Source organism: Neorhizobium galegae (assembly GCF_021391675.1).
GTDB lineage: Bacteria > Pseudomonadota > Alphaproteobacteria > Rhizobiales > Rhizobiaceae > Neorhizobium > Neorhizobium galegae_B.
Map to the genome: position 1 here is coordinate 1,420,223 of NZ_CP090095.1, position 14,505 is coordinate 1,434,727.

The 14,505-nt window shown below is 63.0% G+C and carries 17 protein-coding genes; all 17 read right to left on the reverse strand.

What is annotated here, in order from left to right; translation table 11 throughout:
• Window positions 1–167: 167 nt before the first annotated feature.
• Window positions 168–1,784, reverse strand: coding sequence for a citramalate synthase (gene cimA, locus LZK81_RS07105; RefSeq protein ID WP_233955643.1), 1,617 nt, complete (start codon window positions 1,782–1,784; stop codon window positions 168–170).
• Between the two features lie 252 nt (window positions 1,785–2,036).
• Entirely contained in the window at window positions 2,037–2,996 is a 960-nt protein-coding gene (pip, locus tag LZK81_RS07110; RefSeq protein ID WP_233955644.1) for a prolyl aminopeptidase, read from the reverse strand.
• Window positions 2,993–3,469, reverse strand: a complete 477-nt coding sequence (locus tag LZK81_RS07115; RefSeq protein WP_046605647.1) for a GFA family protein — start codon at window positions 3,467–3,469, stop codon at window positions 2,993–2,995. The genes pip and LZK81_RS07115 overlap by 4 nt, the downstream gene beginning before the upstream one ends.
• Entirely contained in the window at window positions 3,466–3,978 is a 513-nt protein-coding gene (locus tag LZK81_RS07120; RefSeq protein ID WP_046624411.1) for a GFA family protein, read from the reverse strand. The genes LZK81_RS07115 and LZK81_RS07120 overlap by 4 nt, the downstream gene beginning before the upstream one ends.
• The gene (locus LZK81_RS07125) at window positions 3,975–4,472 is read right to left on the reverse strand and encodes a GFA family protein (protein WP_233955645.1); all 498 of its coding nucleotides are present in this window, start codon (window positions 4,470–4,472) and stop codon (window positions 3,975–3,977) included. The genes LZK81_RS07120 and LZK81_RS07125 overlap by 4 nt, the downstream gene beginning before the upstream one ends.
• A gap of 2 nt (window positions 4,473–4,474) precedes the next feature.
• On the reverse strand, window positions 4,475–4,837 hold the full coding sequence (locus tag LZK81_RS07130) for an endonuclease domain-containing protein (RefSeq protein WP_046605644.1): 363 nt from the start codon (window positions 4,835–4,837) through the stop codon (window positions 4,475–4,477).
• Between the two features lie 365 nt (window positions 4,838–5,202).
• Window positions 5,203–5,595, reverse strand: a complete 393-nt coding sequence (locus tag LZK81_RS07135) for a VOC family protein (RefSeq protein WP_233955646.1) — start codon at window positions 5,593–5,595, stop codon at window positions 5,203–5,205.
• Window positions 5,596–5,630: 35 nt separating this feature from the next.
• Window positions 5,631–7,016: a cysteine--tRNA ligase gene (gene cysS / locus LZK81_RS07140; protein ID WP_233955647.1), complete on the reverse strand. Its 1,386-nt coding sequence runs from the start codon at window positions 7,014–7,016 to the stop codon at window positions 5,631–5,633.
• A gap of 218 nt (window positions 7,017–7,234) precedes the next feature.
• Window positions 7,235–7,615, reverse strand: coding sequence for a hypothetical protein (locus LZK81_RS07145; protein WP_046605641.1), 381 nt, complete (start codon window positions 7,613–7,615; stop codon window positions 7,235–7,237).
• A gap of 152 nt (window positions 7,616–7,767) precedes the next feature.
• Window positions 7,768–7,986 (reverse strand): hypothetical protein, encoded by a 219-nt coding sequence (locus tag LZK81_RS07150; protein ID WP_037080813.1) that lies wholly within the window; start codon window positions 7,984–7,986, stop codon window positions 7,768–7,770.
• Window positions 7,987–8,089: 103 nt separating this feature from the next.
• A complete protein-coding gene (locus LZK81_RS07155; RefSeq protein WP_233955648.1) occupies window positions 8,090–8,830 on the reverse strand; it encodes an SDR family NAD(P)-dependent oxidoreductase in 741 nt (246 codons plus the stop codon).
• Between the two features lie 436 nt (window positions 8,831–9,266).
• Window positions 9,267–10,079 carry an IS5 family transposase gene (locus tag LZK81_RS07160; RefSeq protein ID WP_046612902.1) on the reverse strand — a complete coding sequence of 271 codons (813 nt, stop codon included), beginning with the start codon at window positions 10,077–10,079 and terminating at the stop codon, window positions 9,267–9,269.
• A gap of 79 nt (window positions 10,080–10,158) precedes the next feature.
• Window positions 10,159–11,661: an amidophosphoribosyltransferase gene (gene purF, locus LZK81_RS07165; RefSeq protein WP_046605640.1), complete on the reverse strand. Its 1,503-nt coding sequence runs from the start codon at window positions 11,659–11,661 to the stop codon at window positions 10,159–10,161.
• Between the two features lie 154 nt (window positions 11,662–11,815).
• Window positions 11,816–12,403 (reverse strand): CvpA family protein, encoded by a 588-nt coding sequence (locus LZK81_RS07170; protein ID WP_233955650.1) that lies wholly within the window; start codon window positions 12,401–12,403, stop codon window positions 11,816–11,818.
• A 104-nt stretch (window positions 12,404–12,507) separates the two neighbouring features.
• Window positions 12,508–13,911 (reverse strand): DNA repair protein RadA, encoded by a 1,404-nt coding sequence (radA, locus tag LZK81_RS07175; protein ID WP_046605638.1) that lies wholly within the window; start codon window positions 13,909–13,911, stop codon window positions 12,508–12,510.
• A 7-nt stretch (window positions 13,912–13,918) separates the two neighbouring features.
• Window positions 13,919–14,182, reverse strand: a complete 264-nt coding sequence (locus LZK81_RS07180) for a type II toxin-antitoxin system RelE/ParE family toxin (protein WP_233955651.1) — start codon at window positions 14,180–14,182, stop codon at window positions 13,919–13,921.
• A gap of 40 nt (window positions 14,183–14,222) precedes the next feature.
• The gene (locus LZK81_RS07185) at window positions 14,223–14,498 is read right to left on the reverse strand and encodes a type II toxin-antitoxin system ParD family antitoxin (protein WP_046605636.1); all 276 of its coding nucleotides are present in this window, start codon (window positions 14,496–14,498) and stop codon (window positions 14,223–14,225) included.
• Window positions 14,499–14,505: the final 7 nt, after the last annotated feature.

Sequence of the window (14,505 nt, forward strand, 5' to 3'; positions counted from 1 at the left end):
CAGATCGGGGTGCAAAGGTGTCGGTTCTTGGCTCGACCAAAACCTCTGTCTATTCGTGCTATACCGGAGCATTAGACCAGCATGCCGCCGAAGTCGAGGAAACGATCGACCCGCGTCCATATATGATGGTCGAGCCGGGCCGATCGAGCTGCAGCGTTTTACAAGCCTCACTCGGCCGCGATCTTGCCCGCCAGCTCCCGGTTCTTCATCAGCTTGTAGATGACCGAATCCATCAGTGCCTGGAACGAGGCGTCGATGATGTTTTCGGAGACGCCGACCGTCCACCAGCGCACGCCGGTGCCGTCGATCGATTCGATCAGCACGCGGGTGATCGCCTCGGTGCCGCCGTTGAGGATACGCACCTTGAAGTCGGCAAGCACCAGGTCGTCGATCTCGTGCTGGTATTTGCCGAAATCCTTGCGCAGCGCCCGGTCGAGCGCGTTGACCGGGCCGTCGCCCTCGGCGACCGACATCAGCGTCTGGCCGTCGACGACGAGTTTGACCACCGCTTCCGAGACGATCTTGATACGGCCGTGGCTGTCGAACCGGCGCTCGACCATCACCCGAAAACCTTCGACCGCGAAGAACTCCGGAATGGTGCCGAGCGTGCGGCGGGCGAGCAGTTCGAAGCTCGCGTCGGCGCCTTCATAGGCATAACCGGTCGCCTCGCGTTCCTTGACGATCGAGATCAGCTGGTCGAGCTTCGGATCGTCCTTGCCGACCTCGATGCCGCGGCGCTTCAGCGCGTTGATGAAGTTCGACTTGCCGCCCTGGTCGGACACCATGACCTTGCGGAGGTTTCCGACACTTTCCGGCGTCACGTGTTCGTAGGTGCGTGGGTCCTTCAGCAGCGCCGAGGCATGGATGCCGGCCTTGGTGGCGAAGGCGGATGCGCCGACATAGGGCGCCTGGTGGTTCGGCGAGCGGTTGAGCAGCTCGTCGAAGGCGTGGCTGAGGCGGGTGAGGCCGGTCAGCCGTTCCGCATCGATCGCCGTCTCGAACCGGCTGATGTAAGCGTCCTTCAGGGCAAGCGTCGCGATGATCGTCACGAGATTGGCATTGCCGCAGCGTTCGCCGATGCCGTTGAGCGTGCCCTGGATCTGCCGACAGCCCGCCTCGATCGCGGCCAGCGAATTGGCGACCGCCTGGCCGGTGTCGTCATGGGCATGGATGCCGAGCGAGGTGCCCGGAATGCCGGACGCAATGACCGCCTCGACGATGGCGCGGATCTCGCCTGGCTGGGTGCCGCCATTGGTGTCGCACAGCACCACCCAGCGCGCCCCCGCTTCATATGCGGTCTTCGCGCAGGCAAGCGCATATTCGGGGTTGGCCTTGTAGCCGTCGAAGAAATGCTCGCAGTCGACCAGCGCCTCCTTGGCAGCGCTGCGGGCTGCCTCGACGCTGTCGCGGATCGATTCGAGGTTCTCCTCGTTCGAACAGCCGAGCGCGACGCGGACGTGATAATCCCAGCTCTTGGCGACGAAACAGGTGGCATCGCTTTTCGCCTGCAGCAGCACGGCCAGGCCCGGATCGTTGGAGGCGGAAATGCCGGCCCGCTTGGTCATGCCGAAGGCGACGAATTTCGACTTCGCGGTGCGCTTCTGCGAGAAAAAAGCGGTGTCGGTCGGGTTGGCGCCGGGATAACCGCCCTCGACGTAATCGAGGCCGAACTCGTCCAGCAGGTTGGAAATGGCGATCTTGTCCTCGACGGAAAAATCGACGCCGGGGGTTTGTTGCCCGTCGCGCAGCGTGGTGTCGAAGAGATAGATGCGTTCGCGTGTCATGGGTGCTCCTCCTGGAGCAAGATTATGCTGTGGGCGGAAGCACCCCCCTCTGCCCTGCCGGGCATCTCCCCCACAAGGGGGAGATCGGCCAGGAGCGATGCCTCGCTCCCAAGATAGGCTTCGGGATACCGTATCCGCCTCGAATGCGGGCGCTTGCAGTCATTGTTTGGGGAAGGTCGTGCCCCATCCGATCTCCCCCCTTGTGGGGGAGATGCCCGGCAGGGCAGAGGGGGGTGGCCACGAACGCCATGATCAAACCTTCCCCGCAAACCGGTCCGTCGCGCGGATCAATTGGTCGGTAATCCCCGGTTCCGAGACCGCATGCCCCGCACCCTCGATGATGTGGAAATCCGCGTCCTTCCAGACTTTCGAGAGCTGCCAGGCATATTTCAGCGGGCAGGGCATGTCGTAGCGGCCGTGCACGATGACACCCGGAATGCCCTTGAGCTTCACCGCGTCGCGCAGGAGCTGCCCGTCTTCCAGCCAGCCGGCATTCATGAAGAAGTGGTTTTCGATACGCGAGAAGGCGAGCGCGAAATGGTCGTCGTCGTGGTCCGACGCCAGTTCGGGGTTCGGCAGAAGCGTGATGGTCGAGCCTTCCCAGACGCTCCAGGCCTTGGCGCAGCGGATCTGCTCGGCCCTGTCGGTGCCGGTGAGGCGGCGGTGATAGGCGGCCATCATCTCGTGGCGCTCGGCTTCCGGAATGGGAGCAACGAAGGCCTCCCACTTGTCCGGGAACATTTCCGAGACGCCGAACTGGTAGTACCAGTCGAGCTCTGGCCTGGTCAGCGTATAGATGCCGCGCACCAGAAGTTCGGTTACCCGCTCCGGATGGGTTTCCGCATAGGCGAGCGCCAGCGTCGAACCCCAGGAACCGCCGAACACCTGCCATTTTTCGACGCCGACCATCTGCCTGAGCCGCTCGATATCGGCGACCAGATGCCATGTCGTGTTGGCGTCCAGGCTCGCATGCGGCGTAGACTTGCCGCAGCCGCGCTGGTCGAACAGCAGCACGTCGTAGAGATCGGGATCGAACAGCCGCCGCTGGTTCGGATTGATGCCGCCGCCGGGGCCGCCATGCAGGAAGACGGCAGGCTTGGCGCCCGGCGTGCCGACCCGTTCCCAGGAAAGAACGTGGCCATCGCCGACATCCAGCGTTCCGGTCTGGTAGGGCTCGATCTCGGGATAGAGGGTACGAAAGACTTCGGTCACAGGTGCAGCCCTTTCGCCGGCCAGTTTTCGGTATCGTGATCGGGATGCTGGAAGGAGATGATCTGCTCCTGCTTGACGGCGTCCTCGCCGCTGTCGCGCACCGGCTGGTCGAAGATCGTCGTCACCCACGGGATATGCGAGGCATAGTTCACCTGGATTTTCGGGGCGAGGTCGCCGCGGTCGTCGAAGGCGCCGATCGCCAGTTCCAGCCCGCCGGGATAGCGGTAGGTGAGGGGCGTGCCGCAATCCTCGCAGAAGCCGCGGTCGATATTCACCGAGGACTGGAAATATTTCGGCTCGCCGCGGGTCCATTCGACGCCGTCCTTCGGCGCGGTCACCAACGGCCCGAAAAACCCGCCGAAGGCTTTCTGGCACATGCGGCAATGGCAGATCGAGGCGCGGCCGAGTTCACCATGGATCCGGAAGCGCACGGCGCCGCACTGGCAGCCGCCTGTTCTAAGGGTTTCGCTCATCGCTTGTTCTCCGGTGGCTGGTTTTCTGGCGGACCGTTCTCTGGCGGCCAGGTTTCGGTGTCGTGGTCGGGATGCTGGTAGGAGACGATATCGGCCAGGAAGGGAGCGGTGTCGATATCGTCCATCGTGTGGCGCGCCGGCAATTCGGACAGCCGGTCGACGAAGGGAAGTTTGCCCTCGACGCCGAACTGCACGACCGGCGGCAGCAGGGTCGGGTCGTCGAAGCTGCCGGCGGAGATCGCGATCCCGTCCGCCGCCTCGTAGGTCATCGGCGTGCCGCAGTTCCCGCAGAAGCCGCGCCGGACGTGGTTCGACGACTGGAAATATTTCAGTTCGCCGCGGGTCCAGGCGAGCTTCGCCTCGCCGGTCGCCACCAGCGGCGCGTAATAGGCGCCGAAGGCCTTCTGGCACATTCGGCAATGGCAGACCGAGGAATCGAACGGCTCGCCTTCAAGCCGGAAGCGGATCGCGCCGCACTGGCAGCCGCCGGTTCGGATGGTATCGCTCATGATTGACCCTCCGCATGTCGATTGCCTCGCGGCCAGACCTCGGTGTCGTGGTCGGGGTGCTGGTTACTGCTGGCCGAGACAGTCTTTTCCTGTTCCTCGGTCATGTCCATGGCGACATCGTGCTGCAGCTGGTCGAGTTCGCCGAACCAGGACACCTTATGGGCAAGATTGGTCTGCAGCTCCGGCTTCACCGATTGCGGATCGTCGAGCGAACCGAGCGTGATGCTGATATGATCGCTCGACCCGTCATAAAAGAGCGGCGTGCCGCATTTCTCGCAGAACCCGCGCCGCACCGTTTCCGACGACCGGAACCAGGCCGGCTCGCCGCGCGTCAGCTTGAAGTTTTCATACATCACCCCGCCGAGCGGCATGAAATAATTGCCCGCCGCCTTCTGGCACATGCGGCAATGGCACAGATGCGGAAATCCGAGCTCCCCTTCCGCCCGGTATCTCACAGCGCCGCACTGACACCCGCCGGTGTGGATCTGGGTCATCTTCAGGCCTCCCCAACGATTTTCAGGATATGGAGACAGACATTGTCGATATCTTTCAGGACGTCGTCATTCCAGAAGCGCAGGACGGTCCAGCCATCCCGCTCGAGACGTTCTGTCCTGGCGGTATCATAGCGTAGATCATGGTCGTTGCCGTGCTGGGACCCATCGACCTCGACAATGAGATGATGCATCGGGCAGGCGAAATCCACGATGTAACCCGCGATCGGCAGTTGGCGGCGAAAGCTCAGACCCATCAGGCGGTGGGCGCGCAATTCGTTCCAGAGTTTCAGCTCCGCATCGGTGAGTGCTTTGCGCATGCGTCGGGCATTGGCGCGACGCTGCGGCGGGATTGGGGCATGTGGCATATCATGCTCCTTATCGGCGCGGAGCGCGCGGCTACCCCCCTCTGTCCTGCCGGACATCTCCCCCACAAGGGGGAGATCGGAGTGTGGCGAACACACCCGTCTACATTGGATGTCGCAATCTGGGATAGGTGCTCTCGCAAGGCAAGCCGAGTTTCCAAATTCGGAAAACTTAAACGCTGCTGCGAATTGGATTGCCGGCGTTTTGGAGCGTGGGGGCGGCAATGGCGGCGGGCGATGGCCGGGGAGGTGGGCGCGTCTAGCCGATCTCCCCGCTTGTGGGGGAGATGCCCGGCAGGGCAGAGGGGGGTATGCCGCGCCCGCATCGCCATCCTATTGCCTGAGCTCCAGCACCATCACCATCACCATCACACACCCTCCGGCGCGTGACACACCGCCTCGATATTGTTGCCGTCGGGGTCGAAGACGAAGGCGCCGTAATAGTTCGGGTGGTAATGCGCGCGCAGGCCGGGCGGGCCGTTGTCGGTTCCACCAGCGGCCATCGCCGCCGCATAGAAGGCGTCCACCTCGGCGCGGTTGTTGGCGGTAAACGCGACGTGCTGCGAATGGCCGCCTGCCGGCTTGTCCTCATGCAGCCAGTAGACCGGCCGCTCGCGTCCATAGCCACCGACCTTGACGCCACCCGTATGTTCGGCCGGCACCATGTAGAGCAGCGAGGCGCCGAGCGGCGCGAAGGCTGCGTCGTAGAATGCCTTGGCCCGGTCGAAATCCGCGACCTTGATGCCCATGTGATCGATCATCGCCTTGCTCCTCGCCTTTGTCGGAGAGGTGAAGCTTACCGCTTCACCTCCCAGGTCGTCACCCTCTCGCCTGTCGCCGGGTCCTTGCCGTCCTTGAGCTGGATGCCCTTGTCCGACAGTTCGTTGCGGATCTTGTCGGCCTCGGCGAAATTTTTCGCCTTGAGCATTTCGAGCCGCAGGGCGACCAGCGCATCGACGGCGGACGCCAGCGCCTCGTCGACCTCGGTTTTCTCAGGCAGCACGCCGAGAAACGCCGCACTGGCCGCAAACACCGCAAGTGCGTCCGGGTCGCCGTGGGCCTCCTGCGCCAGCGCGTGCAGCGCCTGCACGGCGGCGACCGTGTTGAGGTCGTCGGCAAGCGCGTTGATCACCGTATCGCAAGGCGCGGCACCGGAAGCCTCCGTCGCCGGCCACTTGGCGAGAAGGCGCTCGGCCTCTTCCAGCCGCTTCACCGAAAAGTCGATCGGCTCGCGGTAGTGCGTCATCAGCATGGCAAGCCGCAGCACCTCGCCCGGCCATTGGCGTCCGCCGAATTTTTCGGTGTGCAGCAGGTCGTAGATGGTGATGAAATTGCCCTCGGACTTCGACATCTTGCGGCCTTCGACCTGCACGAAGCCGTTATGCATCCAGACATTCGCCATCACCTCCGTGCCATGGGCGCAGCGCGACTGGGCGATCTCGTTCTCATGGTGCGGGAAGATCAGGTCGAGTCCGCCGCCATGGATGTCGAACACCTCGCCGAGATAACGCCGGCTCATCGCCGAGCACTCGATATGCCAGCCCGGACGGCCGCGGCCCCAGGGGCTTTCCCAGCCGGGTTCGTTGTGGGAGGAGAGCTTCCACAGCACGAAATCGCTCGGATTTTTCTTGTGCGCATCGACGGCGACGCGGGCGCCGGCCTGCTGTTCGTCGAGCGGACGCTTGGAAAGCTGGCCGTAGTCGGCCATCGACTTGGTATCGAAAAGCACTTCGCCTTTTGCCACATAGGCATGACCGTTGCCGATCAGCTTCTCGATGATCTCGATCATCTCGGCAATGGTGTCGGTGGCACGCGGCTCGACGGTCGGCTCCAGATTGCCGAGCAGGGCAACGTCCTCGTGGTACTGCGTCTCGGTCTTTTCCGTGACGAGGCGGATCGCCTCGTTGAGCGGCAGGCCGGGATGGTCGCGCAGCGCCCGCGCGTTGATCTTGTCGTCGACGTCGGTGATGTTGCGGGCATAGGTGACGTGGGCCTCGCCATAGACATGGCGGAGCAGCCGGAAGAGCACGTCGAAGACGATGGCCGGTCGGGCATTGCCGATATGGGCATAATCATAGACCGTCGGGCCGCAGACATACATGCGCACGTTCTGGGGGTCGATCGGCGAGAACGCCGTCTTTTCACGGGTCAGGGTGTTGTAGAACTTGAGCGAGGCGCTCATCGAAACTCTCCCAAAAGCAGGCGGCAAAAAGGACCAGTCACCGGACCGGGTCGTTTGTCTTCAAGGCTTTTCGAGAGACGAAAACGGCCGGGCCAGCGCGAACGCTAGCGGATAATGATCCCACAAATGGAAATCGCCGTTTTCATGGAGGTGGTTATGGCGCGGGCAAGCCGTTTGGTCAAGTGGGCTTTACCCGCGCGGGATGTCCGAAACCGGCCTTACGCCGTCTTCCGGCCGATGCCGTTCCGGGCGACGGTGAACAGAAAGATCAGCATTGACACGACGGTGAGGATCGAGCCGATCGCGGCAAGCGCCTCGCCGCCCGAGGACACCGCCATCGCGATGCCCGGCACGATACAGAGCACGCCGAGAACCGCAAAGCCGAGATGGACCTTGGACAGCACGGAATCGGCCGCCGCCGGGGTCACCGTGTAGTAGAGACCGAAAAGCCCCATCGTCGTCCAGCCGACCAGGTTCAGATGCGCATGCGCCGGCGCCATCAGATGATCGCCGGAGATAGCCATCTGAATACCCCAGAACATGCCGACGGTGACACAGAGCACAGCTACGCCGAAGAAATAGAAGGCGATGTTTCTCATCAGATCTTCCCCCGAAATACGAAGTTCCTGCGCCCTATCGCAGGACCTGCAGCATAGCGGGAAATCGGATTTTCATACATGGGGTATCGGTCATAGCAATTCGGAGGAGGGCAGGGTTGCAAGCGCGCGCCGGCGTCCAGGGTTCTGCCGTGTCAGCGGCCTTTCTCGGTCGGCGGATTGCTGTTGTCGAGCAGGGCCTGGGCGATGGACTTGCGCCGCGCGTCGTCGGTCATGGCGGAACTGATCAGCCGCATCGCTTCCATGACGGCCGCTTCGCCATGCTCGCGGTGAAGGCGGGCCATCGCTGCGGCGACCAGATTGGCGGTTGCCGTCGCCTGTTCTCTTTGCTCTTCGGTAAGGTGCGGTTGCATGGACGTCCTTGCATTGCGGTGGCCGTTCTGGGGCGTTTTCCTATCGACCTCCAGAATTGACCAATGTCAAATACAAGCGCGCCCATGCGGCAAGGGGTCGCTTCTATTCCGGTGCGCGGAAATCCACGAACTTGTTGTCGCGCACGACGAACAGGCGACCGGTATCCTGAAGGTCGGGGGAGGCGAGGAAGAGGATCTTTTCGGCCACTTCCGACGGATGCGGCAGGGTTTCCGGGTCTTCGCCGGGCATGGCCTGGGCGCGCATGGCGGTGCGGGTGGCGCCGGGATTGACGATGTTGACCTTGAGCGGCGTGTGGGCGGTCTCGGCAGCCCAGATGCGGGCCATGTTCTCGACGGCCGCCTTGGAGATCGAATAGGCGCCCCAGAAAGCCGGCGCCTTGGATGCGACGCCCGACGACAGGATCAGCGCGCGGCCGGCATCGGATTTGGTCAGCAGCGGCTCGACCGAGCGGATCAGCCGCCAGGTGGCCGTGACATTGGTCAGCATCACCTTTTCGAACACTTTTGCCTCGATATGGCCGAGCGGCGAGATGACGCCGAGGATGCTGGCATTCGCCACGAGAATGTCGAGCTTGCCCCAGCGCTCGAAGATCGAGGCGCCGAGCTTGTCGATCGCCGCCATGTCGGTGATGTCGAAGGGAACCAGCGTGGCGGTGCCGCCGGCCGCCTTGATCGCGTCGTCGAGATCCTCGAGACCGCCGACGGTGCGGGCCGTGGCAATCACATGCGCGCCGGCTTTTGCCAGAGCGAGCGCCGTGAAATAGCCGATGCCCCGCGACGCTCCGGTCACCAGCGCGATCCTGCCCTTCAGATCGATAGTCATGATTTTCAGTCCCTAATGCATGACGCAGCACGAAGGCTGCCATCCGTCGTCGAATCCTTGATGGAGAAGGGCTGCGCTTGTTCGAACAGGCGCGCCAACCTCCATCGTCCTCATCCCTGTGCTTGTCACAGGGATCCAGTGCGCGCAAGTCCTTGCGCGCCGGAGAGATCTTTCGCGGGTGTGGGCGGAGCGCCGCCTTGGACGAGCGTGGACAGGGCACCCCCCCTCTGCCCTGCCGGGCATCTCCCCCACAAGGGGGGAGATCGACTCGTGGCGACGTTTCGCCCTTCGCGCACGTTGAGGAGGAGGGAAGTCGGCGCGCCCAGCCGATCTCCCCACCTGTGGGGGAGATGCCCGGCAGGGCAGAGGGGGGCGATCTGGCTCGACGCCTGATTTCAGCTTCGGGAGAAGCTCGTCTCAGAGTCCGTCCGAGAATTCACGAGCGGCGTGCGATCCGTCTGACGAGGGTCATGATGGATGCGGCATAAAGGAAGGCCTTGGCGGACTTGATGGTTGCTTCCGGGTCTTTCCATAGCCGCCGGTTTCGGCTGATCCAAGCGAAGAAGCGCTCGACAACCCAACGCTTTGGATGAACGGCAAAGCCGACCTGATCCTTCGGCTTGCGGACGATCTCGACGTCGACCAGTGTCGCATTTTGCGGCCTGTCGCCAGAGTATCCCATGTCGGCAAATGCCTTGGCAACGAACGGGAAGGACTTCCGAGACAGTCGCAGAACCGGGATGGCACCATCGCGATCCTGAACGTCGGCCGGTTGAGGATCAAGCACGAGAGCACGTCCATCCATATCGACCATTGCTTGTCGCTTGCGGCCTTTGATCTTTTTACCCGCATCATATCCACGCGGACCGCCGCTCTCGGTGGTTTTGACACTCTGGCTATCCAACACAGCAGCACTTGGAGAGGCCTGGCGGCCGGTCCGCTCGCGATCCGCCATGACGAGGCAGTGATTGATCCGCGTGAAGACACCAGTGTCACGCCAGCGGCAGAAATACCCGAAAACCGTGCTCTTGGGCGGCAGGTCTTTCGGGATGAGACGCCAGGGAATGCCGCCCCGCAGAACGTAAAAAATGGCGTTGATGATCTCCCGCAGCGGCCAAGCTGGCTTACGCCCCCTTGGCGCAGGCTGCGGAAGAAGGGGCGCTATCACCGCCCATTCCGCGTCCGTCAGGTCGGTTTCGTATCGTGGCTGTTTGCGACTATACTGCCGCCGGGTGGTCGGGTTCCACATGGCGCTTCCATTCAGGCTTCAGACACCTTCTTGGAATCATCATCGGCCCGATCACTCAACCCAATTCTCGGACGGGCTCTCAGCCGTTGCTGGCCAGAACCGAAACCTTGCGCCCCATCGTCTCGCCGTCCTTGTCGAGCAGGCGGGTGGGGTAGTCGCCGGTAAAGTAGTGGTCGGTGAATTGCGGGCGGGCGTTGTTGCGGTCTTCCCCGCCGACGGCGCGATAGAGGCCGTTGATCGACAGGAATTCGAGGCTGTCCGCGCCGATATACCGGCACATGGCTTCCAGGCTGTCGTACTGGTTGGCGAGCAGCTTGTCGCGGTCCGGCGTGTCGATGCCGTAGAAGTCCGGATAATAGATCATCGGGCTGGCGACGCGCAGATGCACTTCCTTGGCGCCGGCATCGCGGATCATCCGCACGATCTTCAGAGACGTCGTGCCGCGCACCACCGAATCGTCGACTAGCACGACGCGCTTGCCCTCGATCATCGCCCGGTTGGCGGAATGCTTGAGCTTGACGCCGAAGGCGCGGATCTGCTGGGTCGGCTCGATGAAAGTGCGGCCGACATAGTGGTTGCGGATGATGCCGTATTCGAACGGGATGCCGCTTTCCTGGGCGTAACCGAGAGCAGCTGGCGTGCCGCCATCCGGCACCGGCACGACGACGTCGGCTTCAACCGGCGCTTCCTTGGCGAGGTTGATGCCCATGTTCTTGCGCGCCACATAGACGCTGCGGCCGCCGACGACGGAATCGGGACGGGCGAAATAGACGTATTCGAACAGGCAGAGCCGTTCCGGCTGGCCGTTGCCGGCCTTGCGGGCGTCGATCGAGATCGAACCGTCCGCCTGGATTTCGCAGATGATGACTTCGCCGTTCTCCACGTCGCGGACGAACTTGGCCCCGATGATGTCGAGCGCGCAGGTCTCGGACGCGAAGATCGGCTTGCCGTCGAGTTCGCCCATGACCAGCGGGCGGATGCCGGTGGGGTCGCGCGCGGCGATCAGCTTGGTGCGGGTGACGGCGAGCATCGAATAGCCGCCTTCCATCTGTCGGATCGCGTCGATGAACCGGTCGGCGGTCGACGAATAACGGGAGCGGGCGATGAGATGCAGGACGACTTCGGTATCGGAGGTCGACTGACAGATGGCGCCGCCGGCGATCAGCTGCCGGCGCAGGGTCAGGCCATTGGTGAAATTGCCGTTATGGGCAACCGCGATGCCGCCGACCTCAAGTTCGGCAAACAGCGGTTGGACGTTGCGCAGCGCCACCTCGCCGGTGGTCGAATAGCGGTTGTGGCCAATCGCGATATTGCCGGGCAGGCGGGCAAGGGTGACGGGATCGGTATAATGATCGCCGACGAGGCCCATGCGGCGTTCCGAATGGAAGCGCAAGCCGTCGAAAGAGACGATACCGGCCGCCTCCTGACCGCGATGCTGCAAGGCATGCAGCCCGAGCGCCGTCAGCGTCGCAGCCTCGGGATGGCCGAGAATGCCGAACACGCCGCATTCTTCATGCAGCGTATCGCCATCCCACTCATTGACGCTGTCTTCGGCGAACGTCTCGGAAACCGCCTGATTCATCTTGGCCCCTTATCCCTGTGGACAACCTGTCCCTGTCGGAAAAATGGAAAGGCCGGCCGGGGAGAACCTCCCCGGAAACCAGCCTGTTTTTCACTTGAATGCGAATGATACCACAAATGGTGACGTTTTGCGCTGCATCAAGCGCAAGATCGCGTCAATTATTTGTCGCAGGCGCGTCGTCTGCCGCCGGCTGATCCTGAGCCGGAGCGCCATCGGTTGGCGCTGCTCCGCGGCCGAGGATGCGGGCGCGGATTTGCGGCTCGATATCGGCGGGCAGCACGGCTTCGAGGCGGGCGACGAGCGTGTCGAGGAACGGCTTCGATTTCGCCTGCGTCACCCAGGTCGGCTGGGCGCTGGGCATCACCAGCCAGTTCCAGAACGCGACGGCCACGACGAGCAGCAGGATGCCGCGGGCGGCGCCGAACAGGAAACCCAGCGTCCGGTCGAGCGCGCCGATGCGGCTGTCGATGATGAAATCAGCGATCCTGGTGGTGATGAACGAGATGATGATCAACGCGATCAGGAAGATGGCGCCGGCCGACGCGGCGATTGCGATGCGCTCGTCACTCAGGTGCGGCTTCACATAGGGCAGAACCAGGGGGTAGAGGTAATAGGCAGCGGCGACCGAGCCAGCCCAGCTTGCGATCGACAGCACCTCTCGCGAAAAACCGCGAACCATGGCGAGAACAGCGGAAAACAGCGTCACAGCGATGACGATACCATCGAAAATCGTGATGGGCATATATGATCTACTCCAGACTTGCCGACTTCAAGACTTGCCGGCTTCAAGCCCGGCGCCCCGCCTTACCGCAGCCGTCATACATCAGCGGGCTTGTTAACGGAAGATCAATCATCTTCCGGCGTTTGTCTCAGCTTGGCGGCGGAACCCGCAATGCGGGACACCAGATCCGGCAGGTCCTCGATCGTCACCCAGCGTCCGTTCGCGCCCTTCGGCACCTCCGCGGACGTGGCCGGCAGCATCGCTCCTGCAAAACCAAGTTTCTCAGCTTCCTTAAGGCGTTGCGCAGTCTGCGAAACCGGCCGCACCGCGCCCGAGAGGCTGATTTCGCCGAAATAGACGCAATCGGCCGGCAGGGCAAGACCGGCAAGCGAGGATACCAGTGCGGACGCGACCGCAAGGTCGGCCGCAGGCTCGGTGATGCGATAACCGCCCGCGACGTTGAGATACACGTCGTGCTGTCCGAGCTTGACGCCGCAATGGGCCTCCAGGACCGCGAGAATCATCGACAGGCGCGACGAATCCCAGCCAACCACGGCACGCCGCGGCGTGCCGAGCGAGGTCGGCGCCACCAGCGCCTGCACCTCGACCAGAACCGGCCGCGTGCCCTCCATGCCGGCAAAGACCGCGGCACCTGGCGATTTCGAATTGCGCTCGCCGAGGAAGAGCTCGGACGGATTGGTGACTTCGCGAAGCCCCTTGTCGGACATTTCGAAGACGCCGATCTCGTCGGTCGGCCCAAATCGGTTCTTGACGGTGCGCAGGATGCGGTAGTGGTGGCCACGATCGCCCTCGAAATAGAGGACCGCATCGACCATGTGCTCGACGACGCGCGGGCCGGCGATCTGGCCTTCCTTGGTGACGTGACCGACGAGGACCATGGCGGCCCCGGTCTGCTTGGCGAACCGGATCATCGCCTGCACGCCGGTGCGCACCTGGGTAACGGTGCCCGGCGCCGAATCGGCCGTGTCGCTCCATAGCGTCTGGATCGAATCGATGATGACGAGGTCGGGGCGCTTGCCTTCGCCGATCGTGGCGAGGATGTCCTCGACATTGGTTTCGGCCGCGAGCAGCACCTCGGTATCGGCGGCATCCAGCCGCTGGGCGCGCAGCCGGACCTGCGCCACCGCCTCTTCGCCCGAGACGTAGATGATCCGGTGGCCGCGACGGGAAAGGGCTGCCGCCGCCTGCATCAGCAGCGTCGACTTACCGATGCCCGGATCGCCGCCGACCAGCACCGCCGAGCCGCGCACGAAACCTCCGCCGGTTGCCCGGTCGAGCTCGGAGATACCGGTGAAGATGCGCGGCGCTTCCTCGGTCTCGCCCGACAGCGTCGTGAGTGCCACCGCGCGGCCCTTCTTCGGCACCTTGCCGGGACCTCCGCCGATGCCGCCCATCATGTCGTCTTCGATAATGGTGTTCCACTCGCCGCAGCCGTCACACTTGCCGGCCCAGCGGTTATGCACCGTGCCGCAGTTCTGGCACACGAATTGGGTTTTGGATTTTGCCATGGGGAATTCAGGTTTCGCTTGTCGTGAAGTCGTCGGGGGAGACGTTCTGATGGCTGTGCAGGACGCGGAGAACGGTCAACTCGGTCTCGCTGATCCGAAAGAAGATGATCCGTTCCCGATAGGCAAAACTCCGGATGCCAGTGCCGAATTCTCGCTCGACACCGGTCAGACAGAGCTCGGCGAAGGAGTGAACCTTTGCAAAGATGTCGAGAACAAACCGGTCAGCTGCTGGAGGATTTTCGAGGGAGATATAGGCGTGATCTTCGATCAAGTCGGCACGCGCTGTGGTGGTCCAGACGGCGTCTCGGGTTTTAATGGCCGGTCCCCGTCTTCTGCTTGCGTTCGGCCGACATGCGCTTGATGTCGTTCAGCAAATCTTCCCCGGAAGCATAATGATGGACACGGCCGGCTTCGACGTCATCGATCCCCTCCTGGATAAGGCGCTGCAGTTCGACGAGCTTGCCTTCCTTGCTCCCAAGCAGTCGCAGTCCCGCTGCCACGACTTCGTCGGCATCCTTGTAAATCCCGGCCTTCACCTGTTCCTCGATGAAGTCGCGGTCCTCGTCGCTGAGATGGATCTCGGCCATTTCGATC

Excerpts from the sequence above, each read along its gene's own strand:
- cimA (WP_233955643.1), bottom strand. The coding sequence starts at position 1,784 with ATGACACGCGAACGCATCTATCTCTTCGACACCACGCTGCGCGACGGG.
- LZK81_RS07115 (WP_046605647.1), bottom strand. The coding sequence starts at position 3,469 with ATGAGCGAAACCCTTAGAACAGGCGGCTGCCAGTGCGGCGCCGTGCGC.
- LZK81_RS07120 (WP_046624411.1), bottom strand. The coding sequence starts at position 3,978 with ATGAGCGATACCATCCGAACCGGCGGCTGCCAGTGCGGCGCGATCCGC.
- LZK81_RS07125 (WP_233955645.1), bottom strand. The coding sequence starts at position 4,472 with ATGACCCAGATCCACACCGGCGGGTGTCAGTGCGGCGCTGTGAGATAC.
- LZK81_RS07130 (WP_046605644.1), bottom strand. The coding sequence starts at position 4,837 with ATGCCACATGCCCCAATCCCGCCGCAGCGTCGCGCCAATGCCCGACGC.
- LZK81_RS07135 (WP_233955646.1), bottom strand. The coding sequence starts at position 5,595 with ATGATCGATCACATGGGCATCAAGGTCGCGGATTTCGACCGGGCCAAG.
- cysS (WP_233955647.1), bottom strand. The coding sequence starts at position 7,016 with ATGAGCGCCTCGCTCAAGTTCTACAACACCCTGACCCGTGAAAAGACG.
- LZK81_RS07145 (WP_046605641.1), bottom strand. The coding sequence starts at position 7,615 with ATGAGAAACATCGCCTTCTATTTCTTCGGCGTAGCTGTGCTCTGTGTC.
- LZK81_RS07150 (WP_037080813.1), bottom strand. The coding sequence starts at position 7,986 with ATGCAACCGCACCTTACCGAAGAGCAAAGAGAACAGGCGACGGCAACC.
- LZK81_RS07155 (WP_233955648.1), bottom strand. The coding sequence starts at position 8,830 with ATGACTATCGATCTGAAGGGCAGGATCGCGCTGGTGACCGGAGCGTCG.
- LZK81_RS07160 (WP_046612902.1), bottom strand. The coding sequence starts at position 10,079 with ATGTGGAACCCGACCACCCGGCGGCAGTATAGTCGCAAACAGCCACGA.
- purF (WP_046605640.1), bottom strand. The coding sequence starts at position 11,661 with ATGAATCAGGCGGTTTCCGAGACGTTCGCCGAAGACAGCGTCAATGAG.
- LZK81_RS07170 (WP_233955650.1), bottom strand. The coding sequence starts at position 12,403 with ATGCCCATCACGATTTTCGATGGTATCGTCATCGCTGTGACGCTGTTT.
- radA (WP_046605638.1), bottom strand. The coding sequence starts at position 13,911 with ATGGCAAAATCCAAAACCCAATTCGTGTGCCAGAACTGCGGCACGGTG.
- LZK81_RS07185 (WP_046605636.1), bottom strand. The coding sequence starts at position 14,498 with ATGGCCGAGATCCATCTCAGCGACGAGGACCGCGACTTCATCGAGGAA.